At 65.9% G+C, this 24,963-nt stretch carries 24 protein-coding genes; 11 read left to right on the forward strand and 13 right to left on the reverse strand.

The annotated features are described in order from the left end of the window. Nucleotide 1 precedes the first annotated feature (1 nt). Nucleotides 2–424, forward strand: coding sequence for a diacylglycerol kinase (locus EDC62_RS00700; RefSeq protein WP_124219351.1), 423 nt, complete (start codon nt 2–4; stop codon nt 422–424). After that, nucleotides 424–1,011, forward strand: a complete 588-nt coding sequence (locus tag EDC62_RS00705; RefSeq protein ID WP_124219353.1) for an LOG family protein — start codon at nt 424–426, stop codon at nt 1,009–1,011. The genes EDC62_RS00700 and EDC62_RS00705 overlap by 1 nt, the downstream gene beginning before the upstream one ends. Before the next feature lie 27 nt (nt 1,012–1,038). Here EDC62_RS00705 and EDC62_RS00710 read toward each other — a convergent pair whose 3' ends face one another. From EDC62_RS00710 to EDC62_RS00750, 9 genes are all read right to left on the reverse strand, one after another. Beyond that, complete coding sequence (locus EDC62_RS00710; RefSeq protein WP_124219355.1) at nt 1,039–1,377, reverse strand: P-II family nitrogen regulator; 339 nt, start codon at nt 1,375–1,377, stop codon at nt 1,039–1,041. Between the two features lie 122 nt (nt 1,378–1,499). Continuing rightward, nucleotides 1,500–3,164, reverse strand: coding sequence for an NAD+ synthase (locus tag EDC62_RS00715; protein WP_124219357.1), 1,665 nt, complete (start codon nt 3,162–3,164; stop codon nt 1,500–1,502). 182 nt (nt 3,165–3,346) lie between these two features. Continuing rightward, nucleotides 3,347–4,483: an NAD(P)/FAD-dependent oxidoreductase gene (locus EDC62_RS00720; RefSeq protein WP_124219359.1), complete on the reverse strand. Its 1,137-nt coding sequence runs from the start codon at nt 4,481–4,483 to the stop codon at nt 3,347–3,349. A gap of 29 nt (nt 4,484–4,512) precedes the next feature. Then, entirely contained in the window at nt 4,513–5,250 is a 738-nt protein-coding gene (phbB, locus tag EDC62_RS00725; protein ID WP_124219361.1) for an acetoacetyl-CoA reductase, read from the reverse strand. Nucleotides 5,251–5,303: 53 nt separating this feature from the next. Further along, entirely contained in the window at nt 5,304–6,482 is a 1,179-nt protein-coding gene (locus tag EDC62_RS00730; RefSeq protein WP_124219363.1) for an acetyl-CoA C-acetyltransferase, read from the reverse strand. A gap of 31 nt (nt 6,483–6,513) precedes the next feature. Continuing rightward, entirely contained in the window at nt 6,514–8,193 is a 1,680-nt protein-coding gene (gene phaC, locus EDC62_RS00735) for a class I poly(R)-hydroxyalkanoic acid synthase (protein ID WP_124221039.1), read from the reverse strand. A gap of 109 nt (nt 8,194–8,302) precedes the next feature. After that, entirely contained in the window at nt 8,303–9,061 is a 759-nt protein-coding gene (gene pgeF / locus EDC62_RS00740) for a peptidoglycan editing factor PgeF (RefSeq protein WP_245968704.1), read from the reverse strand. Between the two features lie 68 nt (nt 9,062–9,129). Next, nucleotides 9,130–9,771 (reverse strand): maleylacetoacetate isomerase, encoded by a 642-nt coding sequence (maiA, locus tag EDC62_RS00745; RefSeq protein ID WP_124221041.1) that lies wholly within the window; start codon nt 9,769–9,771, stop codon nt 9,130–9,132. 41 nt (nt 9,772–9,812) lie between these two features. Further along, complete coding sequence (locus EDC62_RS00750; RefSeq protein ID WP_124219367.1) at nt 9,813–10,478, reverse strand: YiaD family glycine zipper/OmpA-like lipoprotein; 666 nt, start codon at nt 10,476–10,478, stop codon at nt 9,813–9,815. 111 nt (nt 10,479–10,589) lie between these two features. Here EDC62_RS00750 and EDC62_RS00755 point away from each other — a divergent pair, with 111 nt between their 5' ends. From EDC62_RS00755 to EDC62_RS00775, 5 genes are all read left to right on the forward strand, one after another. Continuing rightward, a complete protein-coding gene (locus tag EDC62_RS00755) occupies nt 10,590–11,285 on the forward strand; it encodes a fumarylacetoacetate hydrolase family protein (protein WP_124219369.1) in 696 nt (231 codons plus the stop codon). A gap of 174 nt (nt 11,286–11,459) precedes the next feature. After that, a complete protein-coding gene (locus tag EDC62_RS00760) occupies nt 11,460–11,966 on the forward strand; it encodes a TRAP transporter small permease (protein WP_124219371.1) in 507 nt (168 codons plus the stop codon). Next, nucleotides 11,963–13,282 (forward strand): TRAP transporter large permease, encoded by a 1,320-nt coding sequence (locus EDC62_RS00765; RefSeq protein ID WP_124219373.1) that lies wholly within the window; start codon nt 11,963–11,965, stop codon nt 13,280–13,282. The genes EDC62_RS00760 and EDC62_RS00765 overlap by 4 nt, the downstream gene beginning before the upstream one ends. A 61-nt stretch (nt 13,283–13,343) precedes the next feature. Next, a complete protein-coding gene (locus EDC62_RS00770; protein ID WP_124219375.1) occupies nt 13,344–14,399 on the forward strand; it encodes a TRAP transporter substrate-binding protein in 1,056 nt (351 codons plus the stop codon). An 81-nt stretch (nt 14,400–14,480) separates the two neighbouring features. Beyond that, nucleotides 14,481–15,026 carry an NUDIX hydrolase gene (locus EDC62_RS00775; protein WP_124219377.1) on the forward strand — a complete coding sequence of 182 codons (546 nt, stop codon included), beginning with the start codon at nt 14,481–14,483 and terminating at the stop codon, nt 15,024–15,026. A gap of 104 nt (nt 15,027–15,130) precedes the next feature. On the opposite strand, the gene ppa is transcribed toward EDC62_RS00775, so the two are convergent. Beyond that, entirely contained in the window at nt 15,131–15,667 is a 537-nt protein-coding gene (gene ppa / locus EDC62_RS00780) for an inorganic diphosphatase (RefSeq protein ID WP_124219379.1), read from the reverse strand. A 224-nt stretch (nt 15,668–15,891) separates the two neighbouring features. On the opposite strand from ppa, the gene EDC62_RS00785 reads away from it, so the two are divergent. Beyond that, nucleotides 15,892–17,961 carry a sodium-translocating pyrophosphatase gene (locus EDC62_RS00785; protein WP_124219380.1) on the forward strand — a complete coding sequence of 690 codons (2,070 nt, stop codon included), beginning with the start codon at nt 15,892–15,894 and terminating at the stop codon, nt 17,959–17,961. A gap of 4 nt (nt 17,962–17,965) precedes the next feature. Here EDC62_RS00785 and EDC62_RS00790 read toward each other — a convergent pair whose 3' ends face one another. Genes EDC62_RS00790 through EDC62_RS00800 form a run of 3 tightly spaced genes read right to left on the reverse strand, consistent with a single transcriptional unit; the run spans nt 17,966 to nt 21,630 of the window. Further along, nucleotides 17,966–19,183 carry an MFS transporter gene (locus EDC62_RS00790; protein ID WP_124219382.1) on the reverse strand — a complete coding sequence of 406 codons (1,218 nt, stop codon included), beginning with the start codon at nt 19,181–19,183 and terminating at the stop codon, nt 17,966–17,968. A 13-nt stretch (nt 19,184–19,196) separates the two neighbouring features. Continuing rightward, a complete protein-coding gene (ftsH, locus tag EDC62_RS00795; protein ID WP_124219384.1) occupies nt 19,197–21,020 on the reverse strand; it encodes an ATP-dependent zinc metalloprotease FtsH in 1,824 nt (607 codons plus the stop codon). A 55-nt stretch (nt 21,021–21,075) separates the two neighbouring features. Beyond that, nucleotides 21,076–21,630 carry a TlpA disulfide reductase family protein gene (locus tag EDC62_RS00800; protein ID WP_124219386.1) on the reverse strand — a complete coding sequence of 185 codons (555 nt, stop codon included), beginning with the start codon at nt 21,628–21,630 and terminating at the stop codon, nt 21,076–21,078. 69 nt (nt 21,631–21,699) lie between these two features. Here EDC62_RS00800 and moaA point away from each other — a divergent pair, with 69 nt between their 5' ends. The 3 genes from moaA (at nt 21,700) to moeA (ending at nt 24,958) form a co-directional block, all read left to right on the forward strand. Beyond that, on the forward strand, nt 21,700–22,842 hold the full coding sequence (gene moaA, locus EDC62_RS00805; RefSeq protein ID WP_124219388.1) for a GTP 3',8-cyclase MoaA: 1,143 nt from the start codon (nt 21,700–21,702) through the stop codon (nt 22,840–22,842). Between the two features lie 81 nt (nt 22,843–22,923). Continuing rightward, nucleotides 22,924–23,553 (forward strand): molybdenum cofactor guanylyltransferase MobA, encoded by a 630-nt coding sequence (gene mobA / locus EDC62_RS00810; RefSeq protein ID WP_124221043.1) that lies wholly within the window; start codon nt 22,924–22,926, stop codon nt 23,551–23,553. 61 nt (nt 23,554–23,614) lie between these two features. Further along, nucleotides 23,615–24,958: a molybdopterin molybdotransferase MoeA gene (gene moeA, locus EDC62_RS00815; protein ID WP_124219390.1), complete on the forward strand. Its 1,344-nt coding sequence runs from the start codon at nt 23,615–23,617 to the stop codon at nt 24,956–24,958. Nucleotides 24,959–24,963: the final 5 nt, after the last annotated feature.

Here is a 24,963-nt window from a genome sequence, read left to right on the forward strand (position 1 = left end):
CATGAAGTCCATCCAGCCTCCGCCCCCGTTGGAACGGGATCGGCTCGAGCCGCATCAGGTGCATCAGCGGCGTCGGGGCCTCGAGCGGCTTTGGTATGCCACCGGCTACTCGCTGCGCGGGCTGCGGGATGCCTGGGAGGAAATGGCTTTTCGGCAGGAGGTGCTGGCCGCGCTGGTTCTGTTACCCCTCGCCGTGTATCTGGGCCAAAGCTGGCTCGAGCGAGCGGCTCTGGGGGGCGTCGTCCTTCTGGTGCTGATCGTGGAACTGCTCAACACGGCCGTTGAAGCCGCCATCGACCGAATCGACCCTGCCTGGCACCCCTTGTCTAGGCAAGCGAAAGACCTGGGCAGTGCGGCAGTGCTCGTCAGCCTCGTGCTCGCCGCCTTCGTTTGGGCCAGCGCGCTCTACAGTCGTTTCGCCTGATGCTGCGGCCCGCGTTTTCCTTGTGTGTGTATTGCGGCTCCCGGCCCGGGGACGATCCGGCGCAGCTTGCGGCGGCCGAGACGCTTGGGCGGTGGATCGGTCGGCATGGTGGGCGCTTGGTCTATGGTGGCGGGAACACGGGCCTAATGGGGGCAGTGGCCAACGCCTGTCTCGACGCCGGGGGAACGGTGCTCGGCATCATTCCGCAGGCGCTCGTGGAACGCGAGTGGGCGCACCAGGGTTGCACGGAACTCTGCGTCGTCGAAACCATGCATGAACGCAAGCGGCTCATGGCCGAACACGCCGATGCCTTCCTGGCGTTGGCTGGCGGCATCGGGACGTTCGAGGAGTTTTTCGAAGCCTGGACCTGGAAGCAACTGGGCTACCACGACAAGCCCATCGGCCTGCTGAACGTCGCGGGCTACTACGACCCTTTGCTCGCTTTTCTCAAAGCCAGTGTGGCCCAGGGTTACATGAGCGAGGCGCAAATGGCCTTGATCCATGCCGGTGATCAGCCCGCGGAACTGGCGCGCCGGCTGATCGAAGCGGCGGGATTCACGACGGCCCGAGACCTCGATCAGATCTGAACCCGCCGCTTCCCGCAGCGGTGCGGCTCAGACCGCCGCTTCGTCTTCTTCGCCGGTGCGGATGCGCACCACCCGCTCGACCGGGCTGACGAAGATTTTGCCGTCGCCAATTTTGCCCGTGCGTGCCGCGCGAACGATGGCTTCGACGCAGCGGTCGACGTCGCCCCCTTTGACGACGATTTCAACCTTGATCTTGGGCAGGAAGTCGACGACATATTCGGCGCCCCGATACAACTCCGTGTGGCCTTTTTGTCGGCCGAAACCTTTGACCTCGGTCACGGTCAGGCCGGTCACGCCGACTTCGGCCAGCGCCTCGCGGACTTCCTCGAGTTTGAACGGTTTGATGATGGCGGTGATTTGCTTCATAAATGGGCCTCGGGTGAATCGAAACAGGGGGCCAACACGCTCAGGCGACACGGCCTCCTTCGGATCAAAGGCAGTGCCGGTCTCTGGGGCGCCACCGCCTTCGGTTTGAGATCGGCCGCGTGTCAGCCCCGATAACGGTTGCTTATAGGATAGCGCCAGTCTTTGCCAAAGCTGCGATGCGTGACGCGAACGCCTACGGGCGCTTGGCGCCGTTTGTATTCATTGACGCGAATCAGCCGAACCACCCGATCGACGACCGCCGGGTCAAAGCCCTCCGCGACGATCTCGGCAGCGGATTGGTCGTGCTCGACATAGCGCTCGATGATGGCGTCGAGCACCTCATACGGGGGCAGGCTGTCCTGATCGGTCTGATTCGGCCGAAGCTCGGCGCTCGGCGGGCGTGTGAGGATGCGCTCAGGGATGGGGTTGGCCCCGCGACCGTAGGGATCGTGGGCGTTGCGCCAATGCGCCAGCCGAAAGACCTGGGTCTTGACCACGTCCTTGATGACCGCAAAACCGCCCGCCATGTCGCCATAGAGTGTGCAGTAACCCGTCGCCAACTCGCTCTTGTTGCCAGTGGTCAGCACCAGGTCGCCGAACTTGTTGGACAGCGCCATGAGCATGAGGCCGCGGATGCGGGCCTGGATGTTTTCCTCGGTGGTGTCCTCGGCACGGCCCTCGAACAGCGGCGCCAGCGAGCCCCGCAAGGTCTCGAACGCGGGGGCGATCGGGACGACGTCATGGCGCACGCCCAGACGCCGCGCGATTTCGGCGGCGTCTTCGAGACTCATCGCCGCGGTGTAGGGCGAAGGCATCATGACCGTGCGCACCCGCTGCGGCCCGAGCGCATCCACCGCAATCGCGAGCACCAAAGCCGAATCGATGCCGCCCGAGAGCCCAAGTATCACCCCCGGAAAGCCGTTTTTACCGACGTAGTCGCGCACGCCCAGCACCAGGGCATGCCACAGGTCAGCCTCGCTCGTACCCTCGGGGGCCACGGAGCCTTCAATTTCGATAGCATCGCCGTACCGTTTGACGCTGGCAATCAGCAGATTTTCTTCAAAAGCGGGCGCCCGGGCCGCCACCGCGCCATCGGCCGAAAGTGCGAAAGAGCGGCCTTCGAACACCAGCTCGTCCTGGCCTCCGACCAGGTGCGCGTACACGAGCGGCAGTCCGCAGTCCTGCACACGCGCGCGCATCATGGCTTCGCGCTCGCCGCCCTTGCCGCTGTGAAACGGGGAAGCGTTGATCACGGCGAGCAGCTCCGCGCCCGCGGCACGGCTCTCGCGCGCCGGAGCATCGAACCAGGCGTCTTCACAAATCAGGAGGCCAATCTTCACACCGGCCACCTCGAACACGCAGGGAGCATCGCCGGCGACGAAATAGCGACGCTCGTCGAACACCTGGTAGTTGGGCAGCTCGCGCTTGGCATAGCGGGCGAGCACCTGGCCACCCCGCAGGACCGTAGCCGCGTTGTAACGCTGCGGCACGGCCACGCTGCGCGTGCGCCAATCGCCGCCCGACGGGTGGCCTACCACGACGGTGAGGTCTTGCACATCGGCCAGGGCGACACGCACCTGGTCCAGCGCTTCCTCGCAAGCCGCGATGAAGCCCGGGCGCAGAAACAGGTCCTCGGCAGCATAGCCACAGATGGAGAGTTCGGGGGTGAGCAGCAGCTGGGCCCCCTGGGCATGGGCCGCACGGCCCGCTTCGATGATGCGCCGGGCATTGCCGGCCATGTCGCCCACGACGAAATCCAACTGGGCAACGGCGATTTTGAGCGTCATGAACATGCAAGAAATGGCTACGACTGATTATGTCATTCGGGTCGCTGACGATCCCGCTCTCACACCTTCCGAAGCCCGGGACGCCCTGCCCGCACAAAAAGCCGCGCGCCCCGCTGCCCGTGGCTAGGCGCAGCGCGCACGGGATCCCCGACCCGGATATCGCAGCCCGTTGCGCCGCAAGCTCAGCGCAGCAGTTCCACGACGCGCTCGGCCAAAGCCAGGCAGCTGGTGAGGCCGGGCGACTCGATGCCGAGCAGATGCACCAGGCCGCGCGCCCCGTGCTGCGCCGGGCCGAGCAGCAGGAAGTCGGCCGCGGGCGCCTCGGGCGCGCTGATTTTGGGCCGCACGCCGGCGTAGGCAGGCTGCAGGGCGCCGCGGGGCAGATCGGGCCAGTAGGCGCGAACCTCGGCCTCGAATGCGTCGGCCCGCGCCGGGTCCACCGTGTAGAGCGTGGGATCTGCCGGAGGCCCGCCATCGGGCGCGGCGGCAATCCATTCCACGTCCGGCCCGAAGCGGGCGTGACCCGCCAAATCCAGCGTCAGGTGCACACCCAAACCACCAGCGACCGGTATCGGGTAGATCAGACGCTCAAACGGTGCGGGCCGTGGCAGGCTGAAATAGTGGCCCTTGGCGAACGCCGCGTGCGGCAAGGGCGGCGTACGCGGCGTGCGCGTGCGCCGCGCCAGCGCCAATGCATGCAGGCCCGCTGCGTTCACCAGCGTGCGGGCCGCCATGCGCGTGCCGTCACTCAACTCAAAAACAATAGCATCACCGGACCGATTCACGCCGGCATCCACCCTAAAGACCTCGGAATTTGTCACCAGCAGGCCGCCAAGGTGCTCCAGGTCGGCCAGCAGCGCCAGCATGAGGGCATGGCTGTCGACGATACCCGTGCTGGGCACGTGCAGGGCGCCGAGGCAATGCAACGCGGGCTCGAGCGCACGCGCCTCGTCGGCGTCGAGCAAACTCAGGTCATCGACGCCGTTGGCTGCCGCGCGCGCGGCAATCACGCCCAGCGTGCCAAGCTGGTCCGGCTGCGTGGCGACGATGAGCTTGCCCGTGCGGCGGTGCGGCACCGCCCTGTCGGCACAGTAGTCATACAGCAGCCGCCGCCCGCGCACGCACAGTTGCGCTTTGAGCGAGCCCGGCGGGTAATAGATGCCCGCGTGGATCACCTCGCTGCTGCGGCTGCTGATGCCGGTGCCAAAAGCGCCAGCGGCCTCGAGGACCCAAACCTCTCGCCCAGCCAGCGCCAGCGCACGGCCCACCGCGAGGCCGACGACGCCCGCGCCAATGACAACGGCATCGAGCTGTTCCACCGGCGCCGAACGACCCGACCGCGTCGGCCTCAACCCATGTGCAGGCCGCCGTTGACCGCGAAATCGGCGCCGGTCGCGTAGCCGCTCTCCTCGCCCGCCAGCCAGGCGATGATCGAGGCGATTTCGCTGGGTTCACCGAGGCGCTTGACCGGAATCGTCGCGACAATTTTCTCGAGGACGTCGGGACGGATGGCTCGGACCATGTCGGTTCCGACATAGCCAGGGCTCACGGTGTTGACGGTCACGCCCTTGGTGGCCAGTTCCTGCGCGAGCGCCATCGTGAAGCCGTGCATGCCGGCCTTCGCCGCCGAGTAGTTGGTCTGACCGGCCTGACCCTTCTCGCCGTTGACCGAGGAGATGTTGATGATCCGGCCCCAGCCTTTTTCGACCATATCGGGCACGACCTGCTTGGTGACGTTGAACATCGAGTTGAGGTTGGTCTCGATGACGGCATCCCAGTCGGCGCGGGTCATTTTGAGAAACAGCCGATCCCGCGTGATCCCGGCGTTGTTGACGAGAACGTCGATGGGGCCGTGTTCTGCTTTGGCCTTGGAGAAGGCCTCGACGGTGCTGTCCCAGTCGGCGACGTTGCCCACGCTCGCGTAAAACGTGTAGCCCAGCGCCTTTTGCTCATCGAGCCACTTGGTGTAGTCGCGCGTCGGGCCGCAGCCCGCGATGACCTTGAAGCCATCGCGATGCAGACGCTGACAAATCGCCGTCCCAATGCCTCCCATGCCCCCAGTGACGTATGCGACCTTTTGTGCCATTGCTTTGCTCCTCTCTGAAATTGGGTATCGTTGCTTGGATTGGAACGAATTTTTCAGCGTTCCACAGCCAGGGAAACCCCCATTCCGCCGCCAATGCAGAGCGCGGCGACACCCCGTTTGGCGTTGCGTCGCTGCATCTCGTGGAGCAAAGTCACCAGAATTCGGCAGCCCGAGGCCCCAATCGGGTGGCCAATGGCAATGGCACCGCCGTTCACGTTGACCTTGGCCGGGTCGATGTCGAGCTTTTGGTTCACCGCGCAGGCCTGCGCCGCGAAGGCTTCGTTGAGCTCGAACAAATCCACGTCCGCCACCTTCCAGCCCGCCCGCGAGAGCGCTTTTTCGGTGGCCGGAACCGGCCCCAGGCCCATGTGCGCGGGGTCCAGACCGCTGGTGGCAAAGGCCGCAATGCGTGCCATGGGCGTGAGACCAAGCTGCGCCGCCTTCTTGGCCGTCATGACCACCACCGCCGCGGCGCCGTCGTTGATGCCCGAGGCGTTGCCCGCCGTCACCGTACCGTCCTTGGCGAAAGCCGGGCGCAGGCTGGCGAGCGCTTCGGCGCTGGTCTTTTTGTTGATGAACTCGTCGGTATTGAACACCAGCGGATCGCCTTTGCGCTGCGGGATCAGCACGTCGACGATCTCGTCCTTGAATTTGCCGGCTTCCTGCGCGGCGGCGGCCTTCTGCTGGCTGGCGAGCGCCAGTGCATCCTGCATTTCCCGGGTAATGCCGCAGGCCTGGGCGACATTCTCGGCGGTGATGCCCATGTGGTACTGGTTGTAGACGTCCCAGAGGCCGTCGACGATCATCGAGTCGATCATCTTCCAGTCACCCATGCGCTGGCCCTCGCGGCTGCCCAGCAGCACATGGGGGCTCGCGCTCATGTTCTCCTGCCCGCCCGCGACGACGATCTCACTGTCACCCCAGGCAATCGCTTGCGCGGCGAGCATCACGGCCTTGAGGCCCGAGCCACAGACCGCGTTGATGGTGAGCGCCGGCGTCTCCTTCGCAATGCCGGCCTTCATCAAGGCCTGTCGCGCCGGGTTCTGGCCCGCGCCTGCGGCCAGAACCTGGCCCATGATGACCTCGCCCACCTGGTCGAGGCCCACGCCGGCACGGCGCAGCGCTTCCTTGACGACGATGGCACCCAACTCCGTCGCCGGAACCTTGGCGAGCGAGCCGCCGAATTTGCCCACCGCCGTGCGCACGGCGGAAACGATGACGATGTCTTCCATGAATAGTCTCCTCGGGTTTGAAAAAAGGAACTCAGGCCTTGGCCTTGACGTAACGGCCCGGCGCAGGCTCGATGGCGCGGTATTTGCGGCCGCGGCCGTAGGTCTTGGGTGCGGGGATGCTGTCGCCTGCATGCGCCGCGAGCCAGCGCGCCCAGTCGGGCCACCAGCTGCCGGGATGTTCCGTCGCCCCTGCAATCCACTCTTCGACGGTGGATGGGAACTTTCCATCCTCGCGCGTCCAGTGGCTGCGCTTGTTCGCAGTCGGGGGGTTGATCACACCGGCAATATGCCCGGAGGCGCCCATGACGAAGCGCTTCTTGCCCCGTAAGACCTGCGTACTGGCATAGGCGCCACCGATCGGAACGATATGGTCCTCGCGCGAGCCGTAGATGTAGACCGGCTGGCGCACCTTGCGTAGGTCGAGCTTTTCGCCGCAAACGGTCAGCTTGCCGGGCTTGACCAGATTGTTCTCGAGGTACGTATTGCGCAAATACCAGGCATAAAACGGCCCCGGCAGGTTGGTGCTGTCGGCGTTCCAATACAACAGGTCGAAGGGCGGGGGCGTCTCGCCCTTGAGGTAGTTGCCGACCACATAGTTCCAGACGAGATCGTTGGGACGCAAGAAACTGAACGTGGTCGCGAGTTCCTGCCCCTTGAGCAAGCCGCCATGCCCCAACTGGGCTTCGCGGTAGCGCACAAAAGCTTCGTCGATGAACACATCGAGCACGCCGGTTTCCGTGAAGTCGATCAGCGTGGTGAGGAACGTGGCGCTCGCCACCGTGTCGTCCCCGCGCGCAGCGAGCACACCCAGAGCCGTGGCGAGGATCGTCCCGCCGACGCAGAAGCCCAGGGTGTTGATTTGGGGGGACTGCGTGATGTCCTGAACCACCGAAATGGCGCGGATGGCTGCGTCTTCGATGTAGTCGTCCCAGGTCTTGTTCGCCAGCGACTCGTCGGGATTGCGCCAACTGATCACGAAGGTGCGATGCCCCTGACTGACGGCGTAGCGGATCAGCGAATTGTCCGGCTGCAGATCGAGGATGTAGTACTTGTTGATGCAGGGTGGAATCAACAAGAACGGTCGCTCATGAACGGTAGGCGTCAGCGGCTTGTATTCGATCAACTGGAACAGCTCGTTCTCGTAGACCACGGCGCCTTCGGTGGTGGCGACGTTGCGGCCGACTTCGAAAAGGCTCTCGTCGGTCATCGAAATGTGGCCCCGCCGCAGGTCCTCGAGCAGATTCTGCAGGCCCTTGGCGATGCTTACACCCTGGGTTTGCAGCGCCTTTTGCTGCGCCTCGACGTTGAGCGCAAAGAAGTTCGTCGGGGCTGCCGCTGCTACCCACTGCTCGACGGCAAAGCGGATGCGATTGCGTGTTTTCTCGTCGCCCTCGATCGCCTCCGCCATCCGCATGAGCGTGCGTGCGTTGAGCAGATACATGGCCGCCGTGTAGGTGGCCCAAGGGTTCTTTTGCCAGGCGGGGTCTGCAAAGCGTCGATCCTTGAGCGGCGCGCGCCCGCTGAGCACGTCGAGCCAAATCGACGCCGCCTCCTTTTGGTAGTCCTGTTGGATCTCCGCCAGCTTTTCTGGAGCGATGGACAGCTTCGGAGCCGCGGGCATGGCGGCCTCACCGGGCTTGAGCGGGGTACCCGCCATCGCCTGCAACCACACGGTGGTCAGGCTATCGATCCATTGCTGTCCGGCCGCCATCGGGTCCAGCCCGCTCAACACACGATTCGATTCACTCACCCGTCGTCTCCTCGATTGATCTCCAAGGCAGCCAGTATGGCACCAGCGCCCCTTCACCAAGCTGACGGGCTCAGGCCAAGCCTATGCAGGCCGCCATGCGGCCCGTGCCCCCGAGCCGAGCGGTATCCCGCCGGTGGGAGAAATAGCGGTCGCGCTGCGTCACGGTGCACCATGCCGGGCTGCTGTCGTTGCCGTAGATCTGCGCGACACCCAGGGCGCGCAGCCGCCGCCGCGCCAGCTGGGCCAAGTCGGCCCACCAGCGGTCGGCCGCGCCATCGGTCGCGCGGCGGAAGGCCTCGGTCGCGCTGGGGTCCCAGTCACAAAAAGCCGCACGCACCTCGGGGCCCACCTCGAATGCCTGCGGACCAATGCAAGGACCGAGCCAAGCCATCAGCGCTGGAACTGCTGTGCTGTCCCCGCTCGAAGCCCTCCTCTGCGCCGTGAGGCGTCGAATCGCTTCGACCGTTCGCTCCAAAATGCCCACGCCCTCCTCGCCTGCGAGTCCCCGCCAACCCGCGTGTGCCGCTGCCACGACGCGCCCTTCGATATCACACAGCAGCACGGGCAAGCAATCGGCCACCATCACGGTGCAGGCCGTGTGGGGCGAGGCCGTCACCGCCGCATCCGCGGCCGTGCCGTCGGGCGTATCGGCGTCGATCCGCAGCACGTCCGTTCCATGGACTTGCCGAAGAAACACGGGCCGCATACCCATCGCAGCGGCGAGCCGCGCGCGGTTTTCCGCGACGGCCTGCGGGTCGTCGCCCACATGGTCGCCGAGGTTGAACCGATCAAACGGCGCGCGGGAGCAACCGCCCTCTCGCACGGTCATACAAGCCCGAACCTGAGGCGGCGCGGGCCAGTCGGGACGGAAAAACGGCGCGGGCACCAAGAACGGTTCTACGGTTCGAAATCCGGGCATGCAGACGGTTGGGCGCGCTGGAAGGCCGGCAGCGCCATACAGGCGTCAAAGGCCGCCAGGGTGCGCGGCAGGCTGCTGAGGTCGCATTCGAAACGGCGCGCGTTGAAGATCTGCGGCACCAGCAAACAGTCGGCCAGCGTCGGGGCTTCGCCGGCGCAAAAGCGCGTTGGCGGCTGCTGCGCCAACTGCCGCTCGAAGGCTTCGAGGCCGAGGCGAACCCAGTGTCGGTACCAGGTGTTCTTCGCCTCTTCGCTCGCGCCCAGCTCGCGCTTGAGGTACTGCAGCACCCGCAGATTGTTCAGCGGGTGGATTTCGCACGCCACGATCTGAGCCAGCGCGCGCACCCGCGCCCGAGCCAACGGCTCCGACGGCAACAACGGCGGGCTGCGATGGGTTTCGTCGAGAAACTCGATGATGGCCATCGATTGCGACAGCCGCGTGCCATCATCGAGTTCGAGCAGGGGCACGAGCCCTTCGGGTGCGAGCGCGACAAATTCCGCCTCGCGGTGCTCACCCCGGGCAAGGTGCACGGGCACGTACTGGTACGGCAAGCCTTTGAGCTCGAGCGCGATGCGCACCCGAAACGAAGCCGAGGAGCGGAAGTAGTTGTAGAGCTTCATCATTGCGGAGCCGGGCCCGGCAGCCCTCCATCCGGTTTGCTTCAGCGCTGCGGAGCGCGCTCGGCCAGGAAGATCTCGACCCGGCGGTTCTTCGCGCGGCCGGCTTCGGTGGAGTTGTCGGCAATCGGCTCACGCGACCCGCGACCGTCGATGATGATCCGACCGGGGTCGACGCCGCGCGTCACCAAATAGTCGCGGACCGCAGCCGCGCGGTTGATCGACAAGGGGTTGTTGACCGCGTCGCTGCCCGTGCTGTCGGTGTGTCCGATGATGCGCACCTCGATGCTCGGCTGCCCGGCCAGTCCTTGGGCGAACTGATCCAGGATAGGGCGCAAGCGCGGCTGGATGGCCGCACTGCCGGTGCCGAAGGAAATGTCGCTCGGAATGTTGAGCTTGAGCTGGTTGTCGGCGGTACGCGTGACGGTCGCCCCGGTTCCCGCCGTGGCCTGTTCCATCGCCGCTTTTTTCTGCTGCATCTGGGTTGACCAGACGTAGCCGCCAAGCGCGCCGATGCCCGCTCCCACCGCCGCCGCGCCTTTGCTGTCTCCAATGGCCGCGCCGGCAAGCGCTCCGATGCCCGCGCCGATGGCGGTATGGCGCTGCGTCTCCGTCATGTCCGCGCAACCCGCGAGCACGAGCGCGCCCACGAGCGCAGCCGCCCCCCAGCGGTGCGGCGAAAGAGCGTTTCGATTCGATGTCTGCTGCATGGCTGGACTCCTGAACAATGGGTAAAAATCGATGGACCTCACCCGCGAGTGTGCCACCGCACGGGGCCGTGGCAAACTGGCTCCTTCGGCAAAACCCCAAAGAGCCCAGCCATGAATGATGTCTTCCCGCCGCCCCCCACCGTGCGCGTGCCCGTCCGAAACAGCGACGCCTGTTTTCCGGTGCACCGCGTTTATTGTGTGGGCCGAAATTACGAAGAACACGCGAAAGAAATGGGCTTCACCGGCCGCGAGCCGCCGTTCTTCTTCCTCAAGCCCGCCGACGCTGTCTTCCCGGTGAATGAAGGCGAAACCGGCCGTTTGCCCTACCCTTCCCTGACACGCAACCTGCACCACGAGATCGAACTGGTGGTTGCGATCGGTGTCGGCGGCGCGCAAATTCCGGCGGCCGAGGCGCATCGGCACATCTACGGCTATGCGGTCGGGCTCGACATGACACGGCGTGACCTGCAAAACGAAATGAAAAAACTCGGCCGACCCTGGGAAATCGGCAAAGCCTTCGAAGCCTCGGCCCCCATCAGCCCGATCACGCCGGCGGTCCAGGCGGGCGACATCACGACAGCGGAAATCTGGCTGCAGGTCAACGGCGCGGAACGCCAACGCAGCCAAATCGCCAAACTGATCTGGAACATCGGCGAAGTGATCGAGCATCTCTCCGCGGCCTGGACACTGCAACCGGGCGACCTGATTTATACCGGCACACCCGAAGGTGTCGGCGCGGTCGTGCCGGGCGACCTGCTGGTGGGCGGTGTGAGCGGGCTATCCGAGTTGCGCGTGCAAATCGTCTGACGCCGGGCACTGCCTCTGGGCAGAGCCCGCGCCGGCCTGGGCAAACCGGAGCCTGCGCCGCGCCTAAAATTGCGCCCTCTAGGGCCACACCGAAGGCCTCCCTCGCGCGCCGCGCATCCAGTGCCGGGGTCAAAGGTGCTGTTCTGTCCCTACTCGCTGCGTCCCCCAAACTCCATGCTGAACTTCCTCGAAGCCCTCGCCCGCGGGCTCGCCTGGATGGCGGGTCTGTTGCTCGCTTTCATCCTGGTACTGGCCACGCTGAGCATTCTCGGGCGCGAGACCCTGGGCTGGAGCCTCCCCGGGGATTACGAAGGCGTGGCGCTCGCCACCGCCGCCGTGGTGGGCTTGTTCATGCCGCTGTGCCAGATGCACCGCGGCCACATCGTCGTCGATTTTTTCACCGCGCGCGCGCCGGGTCGGGTCAACGCCGCGCTCGACCGCCTCGCCGCGGGGGTGTTGGGGCTGGCGTTCCTGCTGCTGGCCTGGCGTGCAGGCATCGGCGGGCTGGAGTCGTTCGAGAACCGCTCGACCACCATGCTGCTCGGCGTACCCGAGTGGCCGGCCTACGCCAGCCTGGCGCTCGGTTTTGCCCTGAGCGGCCTCATCGGCCTGGTGCAGTGCGCCGCGGGCTTCGGCCGTCACGAGCGTTGCGACCCCGCCGAGCCGGGATGCCGCGCATGAGCGGCACTGAGGTCGCGCTCCTGACCATCGGGTTAATGTTTGCCCTGATGGTGCTGCGCCTGCCGATCGCCATTGCGATGTTCGTCGCAGGCTCGGTCGGTTACGTGGCCATCGCCGGCTGGGCGCCCTACGCCAGCTTCCTCAACAGCATGGCCTACGCGCGCTTTGCCAGCTACGACCTCTCGGTGATTCCGCTCTTTATCCTGATGGGCCAGTTTGCCACGCAAGGTGGGATCAGCAAGGCCTTGTTCGAGTTCACCGCCGCGCTGGTGGGCGGTCTGCGCGGCGGACTGGCGATGGCCTCGGTGATGGCCAGCGCGGCGTTCGGGGCGATCTGCGGCTCCTCGGTGGCCACCGCCGCCACCATCACCGGCGTGGCGCTGCCCGAGATGCAGCGCCACGGCTATTCCGGCCGGCTGGCCACGGGAACGCTCGCCACCGCCGGAACGCTGGGTATCCTCATTCCGCCCTCGGTGCCACTGGTGATCTACGCGATCCTGACCGAGCAGAACATCGCCAAGCTCTTTCTGGCGGCGACCGTCCCCGGCGTGCTGGCGATGGTGAGCTACCTGATCGTCATCGCGATCTACGTGCGCCTGGTGCCTGGCCACGCCCCCGCAGTGGACGCCGAGCGCCCGCGGATGCAGCTGCAGACCGTGCTTGGGCTCGCACCGATCGCAACCGTCTTCCTGCTGGTGTTCGGCGGCATCTATGGCGGGTTCTTTTCGCCCACCGAAGGGGCGGCCGTGGGTGCGTTCGCCGCCTTGCTCGCGGCACTGGCCAAGGGTGAAATGAGTTGGGCGAAGCTGCGCAACAGCTTTTTCGCCACGGCCGAAAGCTCGGCCATGATTTTCCTGATCTTCATCGGCGCGGACGTGATGAACGCGACGCTCGCCCTCTCGCAGGTGCAACAGGCGTTGACCGATCTCATCGCCAGCTGGAACCTCGCGCCGATCTGGGTGATGCTGGCCATCGTGGCGTTGCACATTGCGCTCGGCACGGTCACGGAGGAGCTTTCCATCATCCTGCTCACCATCCCCATCTTCTTCCCCGTGGTGATGGGGCTCGATTTCGACATGCCGAAGGAATCCGTCGCGCTGTGGTTTGGCATCCTGATCCTGATGGTGGTGTCCTTCGGCCTGCTCGTGCCTCCCATGGGCCTCAACGTGTATGTGGTCAACGGTCTGGCGCGCGGCGTGCCGCTGGGCGAAACCTTCCGCGGCGTGCTGCCGTTTCTGATCAGCGATTTCGTGCGCATCGGCCTCGTGCTGGCGTTTCCAGGCCTCGCTCTGGGCTTGGTCCGGCTCGTCTCGTGAACAACCGGGCCGCGCCCTGCGCCCCACCATCAACCCCCTTCGAACCGCAATGGAGCACTCCATGATTCCAAGACGAAGCTTTCTCCAATCCACCGCCGCAGCCGCCGTGCTCGCGGCGCCCGCGATTCGCGGCTTGGCGCAGCCGACCGTCACGCTGAAATTCGCCACCTTCATGGCGCCACAGTCCAACGTCTGGATCAACATGCACAAGGCATGGATGGACAAGGTGACCCAGGAGTCGGGCGGCCGCATCCAGTTCCAGGGCTACCCGGCCATGCAGCTCGGCGGCTCGCCGGCTCAGCTCTACGACCAGGCCAAGGACGGCGTGGCCGACATCATCTGGACACTGCCCGGCTACACGGCGGGGCGCTTCCCCCGGATCGAGGCGTTCGAGCTGCCGTTCATGATGAGCCACGCCGAAGCCACCTCCAAGGCACTGTGGGAATACATCCAAACGCTTGCTGCCGACGAGTTCAAGGGCACGCATCTGATCGCGGTGAACGTGCATGGGCCAGGCGTGATCCATACCGCCCATCAGCCGATACGGACGGCGGCCGACCTCAAGGGCCTCAAAATCCGCGGCCCGTCGCGCCAGGTCACCAAACTGCTGGCGACGCTCGGTGCCACCCCGGTGGGCATGCCGCTGCCAGCGATCCCCGACGCGCTCTCGAAGGGCACCATCGCGGGATGCGTCCTGCCGTGGGAGGTCGTCCCGTCGGTGAAGGTGCAGGAACTGACGCGCCACCATGCCGAGTTCGACCCCGCCGGCGGCGCGCTCTACACAGCCTGCTTCGTCATGGCCATGAACAAAGACCGTTACGACAGCCTGCCCGCGGACTTGAAGAAAGTGATCGACGCCAACTCAGGCTTGACCACCTCCGGCTGGCTCGGCAAGGTCCAACAAGCGGGCGACGCGGCGGGCCGCCAAAGCGCCCTGGCGCGCGGCAACACCATTGCCACCATCGGACCCGAAGCCGCCCAGGAGTTTCGCCGTCGCTCGCGCACGCTCGAAGTCGAGTGGATCGAGGACATGAACAAGCGCGGTTACGACGGCAAAAAGCTGCTCGACACCGCCAAGGCCTTGATCGAGAAGCACACCAAAACCAGTAAAGCCTGAAAGCAAAGCCTGTGATGGCCGACGCCTCCGCGGAGCCTCTTGGTTCCTGCACGGCGGCACCCCGATCGGTACACTGCCGTCATGTTCCGTAGCCCGATCAAACACTGCCGCGCCTGCGGCGCCCCGGTGGTCTACCGTTTGCCCGACGATGGTGACACCCGGGAGCGCGCCATCTGCACCGCCTGCCGCACGGTGCACTACGAAAACCCGCTCAACGTGGTCGGCACCGTGCCCTACCTGGGCGAGCGGGTGCTGCTGTGCAAGCGCAACATCGAGCCGCGCTGGGGCAAGTGGACGCTGCCGGCCGGATTCATGGAACTGGGCGAAACCGCGCTGCAAGGCGCGGCCCGGGAAACCGACGAAGAGGCGGGAGCTCACTTCCAGATCGAAGGCTTGTTCAGCGTGCTCAGTGTGCCCCGCGTCGGCCAGGTGCACCTGTTCTACCGCGCACGCCTGCTCGACGAGCAGTTTGCCCCCGGCCACGAAACGATCGAGGCGCGGCTGTTCTCCGAGGCGGAGGTTCCCTGGGAGGAATTGGCGTTTCGGACCGTGCGCGAGACGCTGCTGCGCTTCTTTGCCGACCAGCGACTCGGCACCTTCGGCGTGCACAGCGTCGATATCGACTAGGACCCAACGAGCGAAAAGCCCGCAATCAAAACTGCGGGCTTTTCACTTTTTGATAGCACGACCGAGCCGAATCATGCCGGCGTGCGGACGATTCGGCTGAAAATTCAGGCGTGGGCCTTGTTGTAGTTGGCGATGCCGTCGGCGATTTCTTTGCGCGCGGCTTCCGGGCCTTCCCAGCCCAGCACCTTGACCCACTTGCCCTCTTCGAGGTCCTTGTAATGCTCGAAGAAGTGCGCGATGGTCTTGAGCCGCGCGGGGTTGAGGTCTTCGGGCTTTTGCCACTGGGTGTAGATCGACAGAATCTTGTCGGTCGGCACGGCGAGCACCTTGCCGTCTTCGCCCGCTTCATCCTGCATCTTCAGGATGCCGATCGCGCGGCAAGGCACCACGACGCCCGGAATCAGCGGCACCGGGGTGATGACCAGCACGTCCACCGGGTCGCCGTCGCCGCTGAGCGTCTTGGGCACGTAGCCGTAGTTCGTGGGGTAGTGCATGGCCGTGCTCATGAAGCGGTCCACGAAGATCGCCCCGGTTTCTTTGTCGACCTCGTATTTGATCGGGTCGGCATTCATGGGGATTTCGATGATGACGTTGAAGGCTTCGGGCGCGTTCGGGCCGGGCGTGACGTTGTCGAGCGACATGAGGAGCAGTCTCTTTCGTTTTGTTGAGGATCAAGGGAGGGATTGGGATTAACCCTGATTTTACTTTCACGGCCCTTGCGCGACACCGCAGCGTCACGGTTTGGCGGTAAATTGCGCGCGTTGGCCAATCGCCTCCCCCGCTGGAGCGCGAGGAAGCAACGCAGCGGGGGTTCCTCCACAGCGTTGAGCCCCTTCCAAGCGAAACAACGAATGAGGAGATCGACATGACTGGCAACTCGGCGCTGATTTTGGCGCTCGTCTGCGGGCTCTTGGCCGTGGCCTACGGACTGTGGGCACGCAGTTGGATTCTTGCGCAAGACCCGGGCAACGCCCGCATGCAGGAGATTGCGGCAGCCATCCAGGCCGGCGCGGCTGCTTACCTGGCGCGGCAATACAAAACCATCGCCATCGTCGGCGTGGTGCTCGCGGTGCTCATCGGCGTGTTCCTCGACGGCAAGACCGCCGTGGGCTTCGTCGTCGGCGCCGTGCTCTCGGGGGCATGTGGCTTCATCGGCATGAATGTCTCGGTGCGCGCCAACGTGCGCACCGCGCAGGCCGCCACGCGGGGCATCGGCCCGGCGCTGGACGTGGCCTTTCGCGGCGGTGCCATCACCGGCATGCTGGTGGTGGGCCTGGGGCTGCTTGGGGTAGCGGGCTTCTACGGGTTCCTGGTCGGCAATGGCAACCTCACACCCGACAAGCACCTCGCCGACCTGCTCAATCCCTTGATTGGTTTTGCCTTTGGCTCGTCGCTGATCTCGATCTTCGCGCGGCTCGGCGGCGGCATCTTCACCAAGGGTGCCGACGTCGGCGCCGATCTGGTCGGCAAGGTGGAGGCCGGCATTCCCGAGGATGACCCGCGCAACCCCGCCGTGATCGCCGACAACGTCGGCGACAACGTGGGCGACTGCGCTGGCATGGCCGCGGACCTGTTCGAGACCTACGCGGTCACGCTGATCGCCACCATGGTGCTCGGCGCGCTGATGGTCGCAGCCGCCCCGGCGCAGGCGGTCGTCTACCCGCTCGCACTCGGCGGCGTGTCCATCATCGCCTCGATCATCGGTTGCTTCTTCGTCAAAGCGACGCCTGGGATGAAAAACGTCATGCCCGCCCTCTACAAGGGCCTGGCGATCGCGGGCGGCCTCTCGCTGGTGCTCTTTCTCGGCGTGACGCTCTGGATCATCCCCGACAACGCCATCGCCGCAAGCGGCAGCCAAATGCGCCTCTTTGGCGCCACGGTCGTCGGCCTCGCGCTCACGGCTGCGCTGGTCTGGATCACCGAGTACTACACCGGCACGCAATACAAACCCGTGCAGCACATCGCGCAGGCATCCACCACGGGCCACGGCACCAACATCATCGCGGGGCTGGGCGTGTCCATGCGCTCGACGGCCTGGCCGGTGATCTTCGTCTGCATCGCCATCGTGGTGTCTTACAGGCTCGCCGGCCTCTACGGCATTGCGGTGGCCGCCATGTCCATGCTCAGCATGGCCGGCATCATCGTCGCGCTCGATGCCTATGGGCCCATCACGGACAACGCCGGGGGCATCGCCGAGATGAGCGAACTGCCCAGCAGCGTGCGCGACATCACCGACCCGCTCGACGCGGTCGGCAACACCACCAAGGCCGTGACCAAGGGTTATGCCATCGGTTCTGCGGGCTTGGCCGCGCTGGTGCTGTTCGCCGACTACACGCACAAGCTCGAGGGGCTGGGCCAGTCGGTCAGTTTCAACCTCTCCGACCCGATGGTCATCGTCGGCCTCTTCATCGGCGGCCTCATCCCCTACCTTTTCGGTGCCATGGCCATGGAAGCCGTCGGGCGCGCCGCGGGCGCGGTGGTGGTGGAGGTGCGGCGCCAGTTCAGCACCATTCAAGGCATCATGGAAGGCACGGCCAAGCCGGAATACGGCGTGGCGGTCGACATGCTGACCAAGGCTGCCATCAAGGAGATGATGATCCCGAGCCTGTTGCCGGTGGTCACCCCCATCCTGGTCGGCTTGTTGCTCGGCCCGAAGGCGCTCGGTGGCCTGCTCATGGGGACGATCGTCACCGGCCTCTTCGTGGCGATCTCGATGTGTACCGGCGGCGGTGCCTGGGACAACGCCAAGAAATACATCGAGGATGGCCACTTCGGCGGCAAGGGCAGCGAAGCGCACAAAGCCGCTGTTACGGGCGACACCGTGGGCGACCCTTACAAAGACACGGCGGGTCCCGCGGTCAACCCATTGATCAAGATCATCAACATCGTGGCGCTGCTGATCGTGCCGCTCGTGGTGCGCTTCCACGGCGGCTGATTGGTCATGATGCCGTGTACCCGGCGAGCGCCCAACGCCGGGCCCACAAGGCCAGAGCGGCCAACACGCAGAAGGCGGCTCCGGCACCGAAGGTCCAGGCCGGGCCGTACTGTTGCCACAGCGCCCCGGCAATCACACTGGCCAGGAGCATGGCCCCGCCACTGACCAAGTTGAAAAAGCCAAAGGCCGTGCCACGCAGATCGGCCGGCGCCACCTCGGCGACCATGGCAGCGAGCAAACCCTGGGTCAGCCCCATGTGGGCTCCCCAGAGCAGCACGCCCACCAGCAGGCCGCTCCAGTGCGTGCTGCTCGCAATGACGAGGTCGGCCACGGCCAGCACCGCCAGACCGGCCAGCAGCATCGGCCCGTGCGACACGCGGTCCGAGAGCTTGCCAAAGGGGTAGGCACTGAGCGCATACACCGCGTTCATGGCAACCATGACCAGCGGCACCAGCGCCACCGGAACACCGGTTTGCTCGGCGCGCAAAACCAAAAATGCCTCCGAAAACCGCGCGAGTGTAAAAACCGCTGCGACCGCGACCACCCACCAGTAGGGTGTGCCGAGCCGACGCAGATTGGCCCGCGAAATCGGGTTGCCCGGCGTGCGGCTCGCCGTGCCGTCCGGATCACGCACCCCCAGGGCCAGCAGCAACACCGCCAACGCCGCAGGAATGATCGCGACGACGAACACCGCACGGAAGTCGTTCGCCCACAGCAGCATGAGGCCAACTGCGATCAGCGGCCCGGCAAAGGCGCCCACCGTGTCGAGCGACTGCCGCAGCCCGAAGGCGGCGCCACGCAAAGCAGGGGGTGCCAGGTCGGCCACCAAAGCATCGCGCGGCGCCCCGCGTATGCCTTTGCCGATGCGGTCGATGATGCGCGCCGAAAACACCCAGCCGGCGCTGGGGGCAAAGGCGAACAAGGGTTTGGACAGTGCCCCAAGCCCATAGCCCAGCACCGCGAGCGCCTTGCGTTTGCCCAGCCAGTCGCTGATCACCCCCGAAAACACCTTGACGACCAGCGCCGTCGCCTCGGCGAGGCCCTCGATGAGCCCGACGAGCGCCACGCTGATGCCCAAACTGCCCACCATGAACATCGGTAAGAGGCTGTGGATCATCTCCGAGCCGATGTCCATCAGCAGGCTCACGAAGCCCAGGATCCAGATCGCTGCGGGCAGGCGTGGTGCTTCCGCCCCGAGGGCGGCGTTCTTGGTTTCACTCATCATGGGTTCGGCTTCAGGGTTTCAGATCGTGCGTGAGCGCACGCAGCGCTTCCTCATCGAGGGTTTCCCGCGCGAGCAGCTCGCGCGCGCAGCGCTCGAGGATCTCGCGGTTGCGGGTGAGCACACCCGTGGCCTCGTCGAACGCATCCATGACGATGCGGCGCACCGCCTCGTCGATGCGCTCCAAGGTCTGCGGGCTCGCCTGCGGGGCCGTGGGCATACCGGGCACGTCGAGGAACTGCTGGCGCGGCGGCTCCCAGGCCACATAGCCCAAAGACTCCTCCATGCCGTAGCGCGTGACCATGTCGCGGGCAATGTCGGTGGCCTTCGCCAGATCGTCGGCAGCGCCGGTCGACAATTGGCCAAACACCAGCTTCTCTGCCGCCCGACCACCGAGCAGCACCGCGATCTTGTGCTCGAGTTCGGGCCGGGTCATCAGAAAGCGATCCTCGGTCGGCCGCTGCAAGGTATAGCCGAGCGCTCCGATGCCGCGCGGGATGATCGACACCTTGTGCACCGCCTCCGCCTCGACCAGGGCCAGCGACACCAGCGCGTGGCCCATCTCATGGTAGGCGACGACCTCGCGCTCATGCGGGTTGAGCACGCGGTTTTTCTTCTCGAGGCCAGCCACGATGCGTTCGATCGCCACCGTGAAGTCCGCCAGGGTCACCTCGCTTGCGCCGCGGCGAGTGGCGGCCAGGGCGGCTTCGTTGCACAGGTTGGCGAGATCCGCGCCGGAAAAACCGGTGGTCAGAGCCGCGACTTGCTCCAAATCCACATCCTTGGCCAAGCGAATCTTGCGGGTGTGAACCTGAAGGATTTGCACCCGGCCCTTCTTGTCGGGCCGATCGACCAGCACCTGACGGTCGAAGCGGCCCGCGCGCAGCAGCGCCGGGTCGAGAATCTCGGGCCGGTTCGTCGCGGCCAGCACGACGAGGCCGCTTGAATTGTCGAAGCCATCGAGTTCGACCAGCAACTGGTTGAGCGTCTGCTCGCGCTCGTCATGTCCGCCGACCAGGCCTGCTGCACCCCGGGCGCGCCCCAGAGCGTCGAGCTCATCGATGAAGATGATCGCGGGCGCCTTCTCCCGTGCCTGCTCGAAGAGGTCACGCACGCGCGCCGCGCCCACACCCACGAACATCTCGACGAATTCGCTGCCGCTGATGCTGAAAAACGGCACGCCCGCTTCACCCGCCACTGCCTTGGCCAGCAAGGTCTTGCCCGTGCCCGGTGGACCAACCAACAGCACCCCCTTGGGCATGCGAGCCCCCAGCCGGCCATAGCCTTGCGGGTCTTTGAGGAAGGCCACGATTTCCTGCAGTTCGGCCTTGGCTTCATCGACCCCCGCGACGTCGGCAAAAGTCACGCCCGTGTTCTGCTCCACATACACTTTGGCCCGGCTCTTGCCGATGCTCATGAAACCGCCGAGCCCGCCGATGCCGCCCTGTTTTTCGGCGATGCGTCGGAACACGAAGTACCATAGCCCGAAAAACACGAGCGTCGGTGCGACCCAGGACATCAGATCGCGCAAGAAGGTGCTCTCGTACACCCGGGTGTAGGGAACCTTGTAAGCATCGAGCCGCTGAGCCATCTCGGGCTCGACCCGCGTCGCGACGAGCACGGTCTTGCCATTGGCTTCCGGGGTCTTGAGCTTGCCGGTGACGAGCTTTTCGCCAATCAGCACTTCGGCCACCCGACCCTCGGCCAGCGCCTGTTCGAACGCGCTGTAGGGGACGGTTTCGACCTGCTGCTGCGTTTGCCACCACGACTGCAGAGTCAGCAACAGCAGCAGTGCCGTGATCCAGTAACCGATGTTCCAGCGTTGTTGAGCATCCATAGGAATTTTGAAATGGGGATTGCGGGGAGTACGGTGCGACGTCGCTGATGCTGCATCACAGCCAGTGTGCCAGCTGCTCGACCTCTTCGGCGAACATCTGCCCGCGCTCGGCCTGCAGCACCTTGCCTTCGCGCGAACGCACCAGGGTAATCGGCAAGCCGCGGGGCTTGGGCAAGACACGCTGGACTTCTGGCGTGACCCAAGCGGCGGGGAAGCTGTAACCCTTCTTTTTGAGATAGGCCTCGGCATCCTGCGGCTTCTTGTCGATCGAGAGCGTCAGCATCACGAGCCCGCGGTCTCGGTGCGAGAGCCACAGTTTTTGCATTTCCGGGCTTTGCAATGCGCAAAACGGGCAGGTGCTGGCCCACCAATAGACGATGCAGACGTGGCCGTCGGCCTGCTCGGGCCGAAACGCCGTGCCATCGAGCAGCGTGAGCGCCGGCAGTTTGAGGAACGAGCCCACGGCCGGCAAGGGCGGCGCCTTGGCTTCGGCGGCGGCAGCCGAAGCGGCACCGGCGTCCGCGGTCTGCGCGGCGCTCCAGCGCGGCAGGGTCGAGACGGCAGCCCAAGCTGCGGCGTGGGTCAAAACGGTACGGCGACGGGACGGCATCACGAGTCTCCTCGAAGGGCGCGGGGTTGAGCCTATGGTCTCAGATGGTAGCGCGGCATAATGAATTCCATGTCCGAACGCGTAATTCCTCTGCTCGACGAGCGCACGACCACCCTGCTCGCGCGTGTACCCGCGCAGCCCATCGCCGCGACGGGGTTGCTCGGGGACGGCTTGGGGCGGCCGCTGCGCGATCTGCGCATCAGTGTGACCGACCGCTGCAACTTCCGCTGCAACTACTGCATGCCCAAGGAAGTGTTCGACAAGGACTATCCCTACCTGCCGCACAGCGCGCTGCTCAGCTTCGAGGAAATCACCCGCATCGCCCGCGTCTTCACCGCCCACGGCGTGCGCAAGCTTCGCCTGACCGGGGGCGAGCCGCTGCTGCGCAAGGGGCTGGAGCGGCTCATCGAGCAACTCGCGGCGTTGCGTACCCATGATGGCGAGCCGCTCGACATCACGCTCACCACCAACGGCTCGCTGCTGGCGCGCAAGGCGCGCTCGTTGAAGGATGCGGGCTTGAAGCGCGTGACGGTCAGCCTCGACGGTCTCGACGATGCCGTGTTCCGCCGCATGAACGACGTGGACTTTCCCGTGGCGGCGGTGCTCGAAGGCATCGAGGCCGCGCAGGCGGTGGGCTTGGCCCCGATCAAGGTCAACATGGTCGTCAAACGCGGCACGAACGAGCATGAAATCCTGCCCATGGCGCGGTACTTCCGCGGCAGCGGCATCGTGCTGCGCTTCATCGAGTACATGGATGTGGGCGCGACCAACGGCTGGCGCATGGACGAGGTGCTGCCCAGCGCCGAGGTGGTGCGCCGCATTCACGCAGAGTTGCCGCTGGTTCAGCTCGACCCGTCGGCCCCGGGTGAGACGGCCGAGCGCTGGGGCTACGCCGGGGCTGATGGCCGGCATGACCCGGCGCTCGGCGAAATCGGCGTCATCAGCAGCGTGACGCAGGCGTTTTGCCGCGATTGCAACCGTGCGCGGCTTTCGACCGAGGGCAAGCTCTATCTGTGCCTGTTTGCCGAGCGCGGCTGGGACTTGCGCCACCTGCTGCGCGGCGAGCAACCCGTGAGCGACGAGGAACTCGCCAGCGCCATCGGCGCCATTTGGCAGCAACGGACCGATCGCTATTCCGAACTGCGCGCGCAGCTCCCAACCGAGGTCGGCCGGGGCGCGCGCCGGGTCGAAATGAGCTACATCGGCGGCTGAGAGGCTGAGGCCCGCATGAACTTTGCCTCGCATCCTTCCTCCGAACACGCGCACGGCGTTCCGCCGCCCGAAAACACCCCCATGCCGCCGACCCGGGCCGGTGCCATCACGGCCATCATCCTCGCCGGTGGGCGCGGCTCGCGCATGGGCGGGGTAGACAAAGGGCTGCAGAACTTCAACGGACTGCCGCTGGCGTTACACGCGCTGATGCGGCTGCGCAGCCAAACCGGAGGCTTGGTGGGCGAAGTGATGATCAATGCCAACCGCAATCTGGCGGCCTACGAAGCGTTTGGTGTGCCGGTCTGGCCGGACACGCTGGCCGACTACGCCGGGCCTCTGGCGGGGTTTTTGACCGGGCTCGAGCGTTGCGAAACGCCTTGGCTGCTCACGGTGCCCTGCGACACCCCGCTCTTTCCGCTCGACCTGGCGCAACGGCTGGCCGAGGCGGCCGCGCGCGAAAACGCCGAGATCGCCATGGCCGCCGCGCCCGAAGAAGACGGCACGGTGCGCGCGCAGCCGGTATTCAGCCTGCTGTGCGTCGACCTGCTCGAAAGTCTGGTGCGCTATACCCACGAAGGCGGCCGCAAGATCGACCGCTGGACGGCGCAGCACCGCACCGTGCTCGTGCCGTTCGATCGCGCGCAGGACGAGGCGCACGCTTTCTACAACGCCAACACGCTGGCTGAACTGCGCGCGCTTGAACGACGCTGACTCCGCAGGCCCCGCGCGCCCCCCGCAGGGCCGCCCCTTCCTTCCCGCTTTGCTGACCCGCATGAAATCCCTCGAAGCCATCGCCGCCGAGATTGCCGGCTATGACCCCCAGGCGCTGCGCGCCGACGCGGTGGGCGCCTTCCTCGAACGCCTCGTCGAGCCGGTGCGCGAAGCCGAAACCGTGGCACTGCGCGACGCGCTCGACCGCATCCTGGCCGACGACGTGATCTCGCCACTGAGCGTGCCGCCGCACGACAACTCGGCGATGGACGGTTACGCTTTTGACGGTGCGGCCCTGCGCCCCGAAGCCGCGCTGACGCTGCGCGTGGTCGGAACGGCGCTCGCGGGCAAAGCCTGGCAAGGCACGGTCGGACCGGGGGAGTGCCTCAAGATCATGACCGGCGCCATCCTGCCCGCCGGGCTCGACACCGTCGTGCCGCAGGAATTCACCCGCAGCGAGGGCGACCGCGTCACCGTGCCCGCCGGGGTGGTACAGCGCGGCGACAACCGGCGTTTGCGTGGCGAAGACCTGATGGCCGGGCAGCCTGCGCTGCGCCGCGGCCAGCGGCTCACGCCCGCCGCCTGCGGCTTGCTGGCAAGCCTCGGGCAGCAAACGGTCTCGGTGCTGCGCCGCCCGCGCGTGGCGTATTTCTCGACCGGGGATGAAATTCTCAGCCTGGGCGAGGCGCCGCGCGAGGGCGCGGTGTACGACAGCAACCGCTACACCGTGCTGGGCCTGCTGCGCCGGCTCGGCTGCGAGCCGATCGATCTCGGCCATGTGCGCGACGAACCCACGGCCCTCGAGGCGCGTTTTCGCGAGGCCGCCGCGCAGGCCGACGCCGTCATCACCAGCGGCGGCGTCAGCGTGGGCGAGGCCGACTACACCAAGGCCATGATGAAAAAGCTCGGCGACGTCGCCTTCTGGCGCATCGCCATGCGCCCCGGCCGCCCCATGGCCGTGGGGCGCATTTCTGCAGAAAAAACACCGGATTCCCAGCGTGAAACGGTCGTTTCAAGCTATGAAAAAATGACCGCAGGGTCGAGCGATGCGGTGTTGTTCGGCCTGCCCGGCAACCCGGTGGCGGTCATGGTGACCTTTCTGGCCTTCGTGCGCCCGGCGCTGCTGCGCATGATGGGCTGCACCGACGCACCGCCGCCGCTGCTGCGGGCCCACAGCGCCGAGGCGCTGCGCAAAAAACCCGGCCGCACCGAATACCAGCGCGGCATCGTGAGCCGCGGCGCCGACGGGTGTTTGAGCGTACGCACCACGGGCAACCAAGGCTCGGGCGTGTTGCGCTCGATGGTGCAAGCCAACGGCCTCATCGTGCTGCACCACGATCAGGGCAACGTTGGGGTGGGTGACCTGGTCGACGTGATGATGTTCGACGGCGTGATGGGGCCGTAGAGGAC

Origin of the sequence: Tibeticola sediminis (genome assembly GCF_003843835.1) — a bacterium.
Classification (GTDB): Bacteria; Pseudomonadota; Gammaproteobacteria; order Burkholderiales; family Burkholderiaceae_C; genus Tibeticola; species Tibeticola sediminis.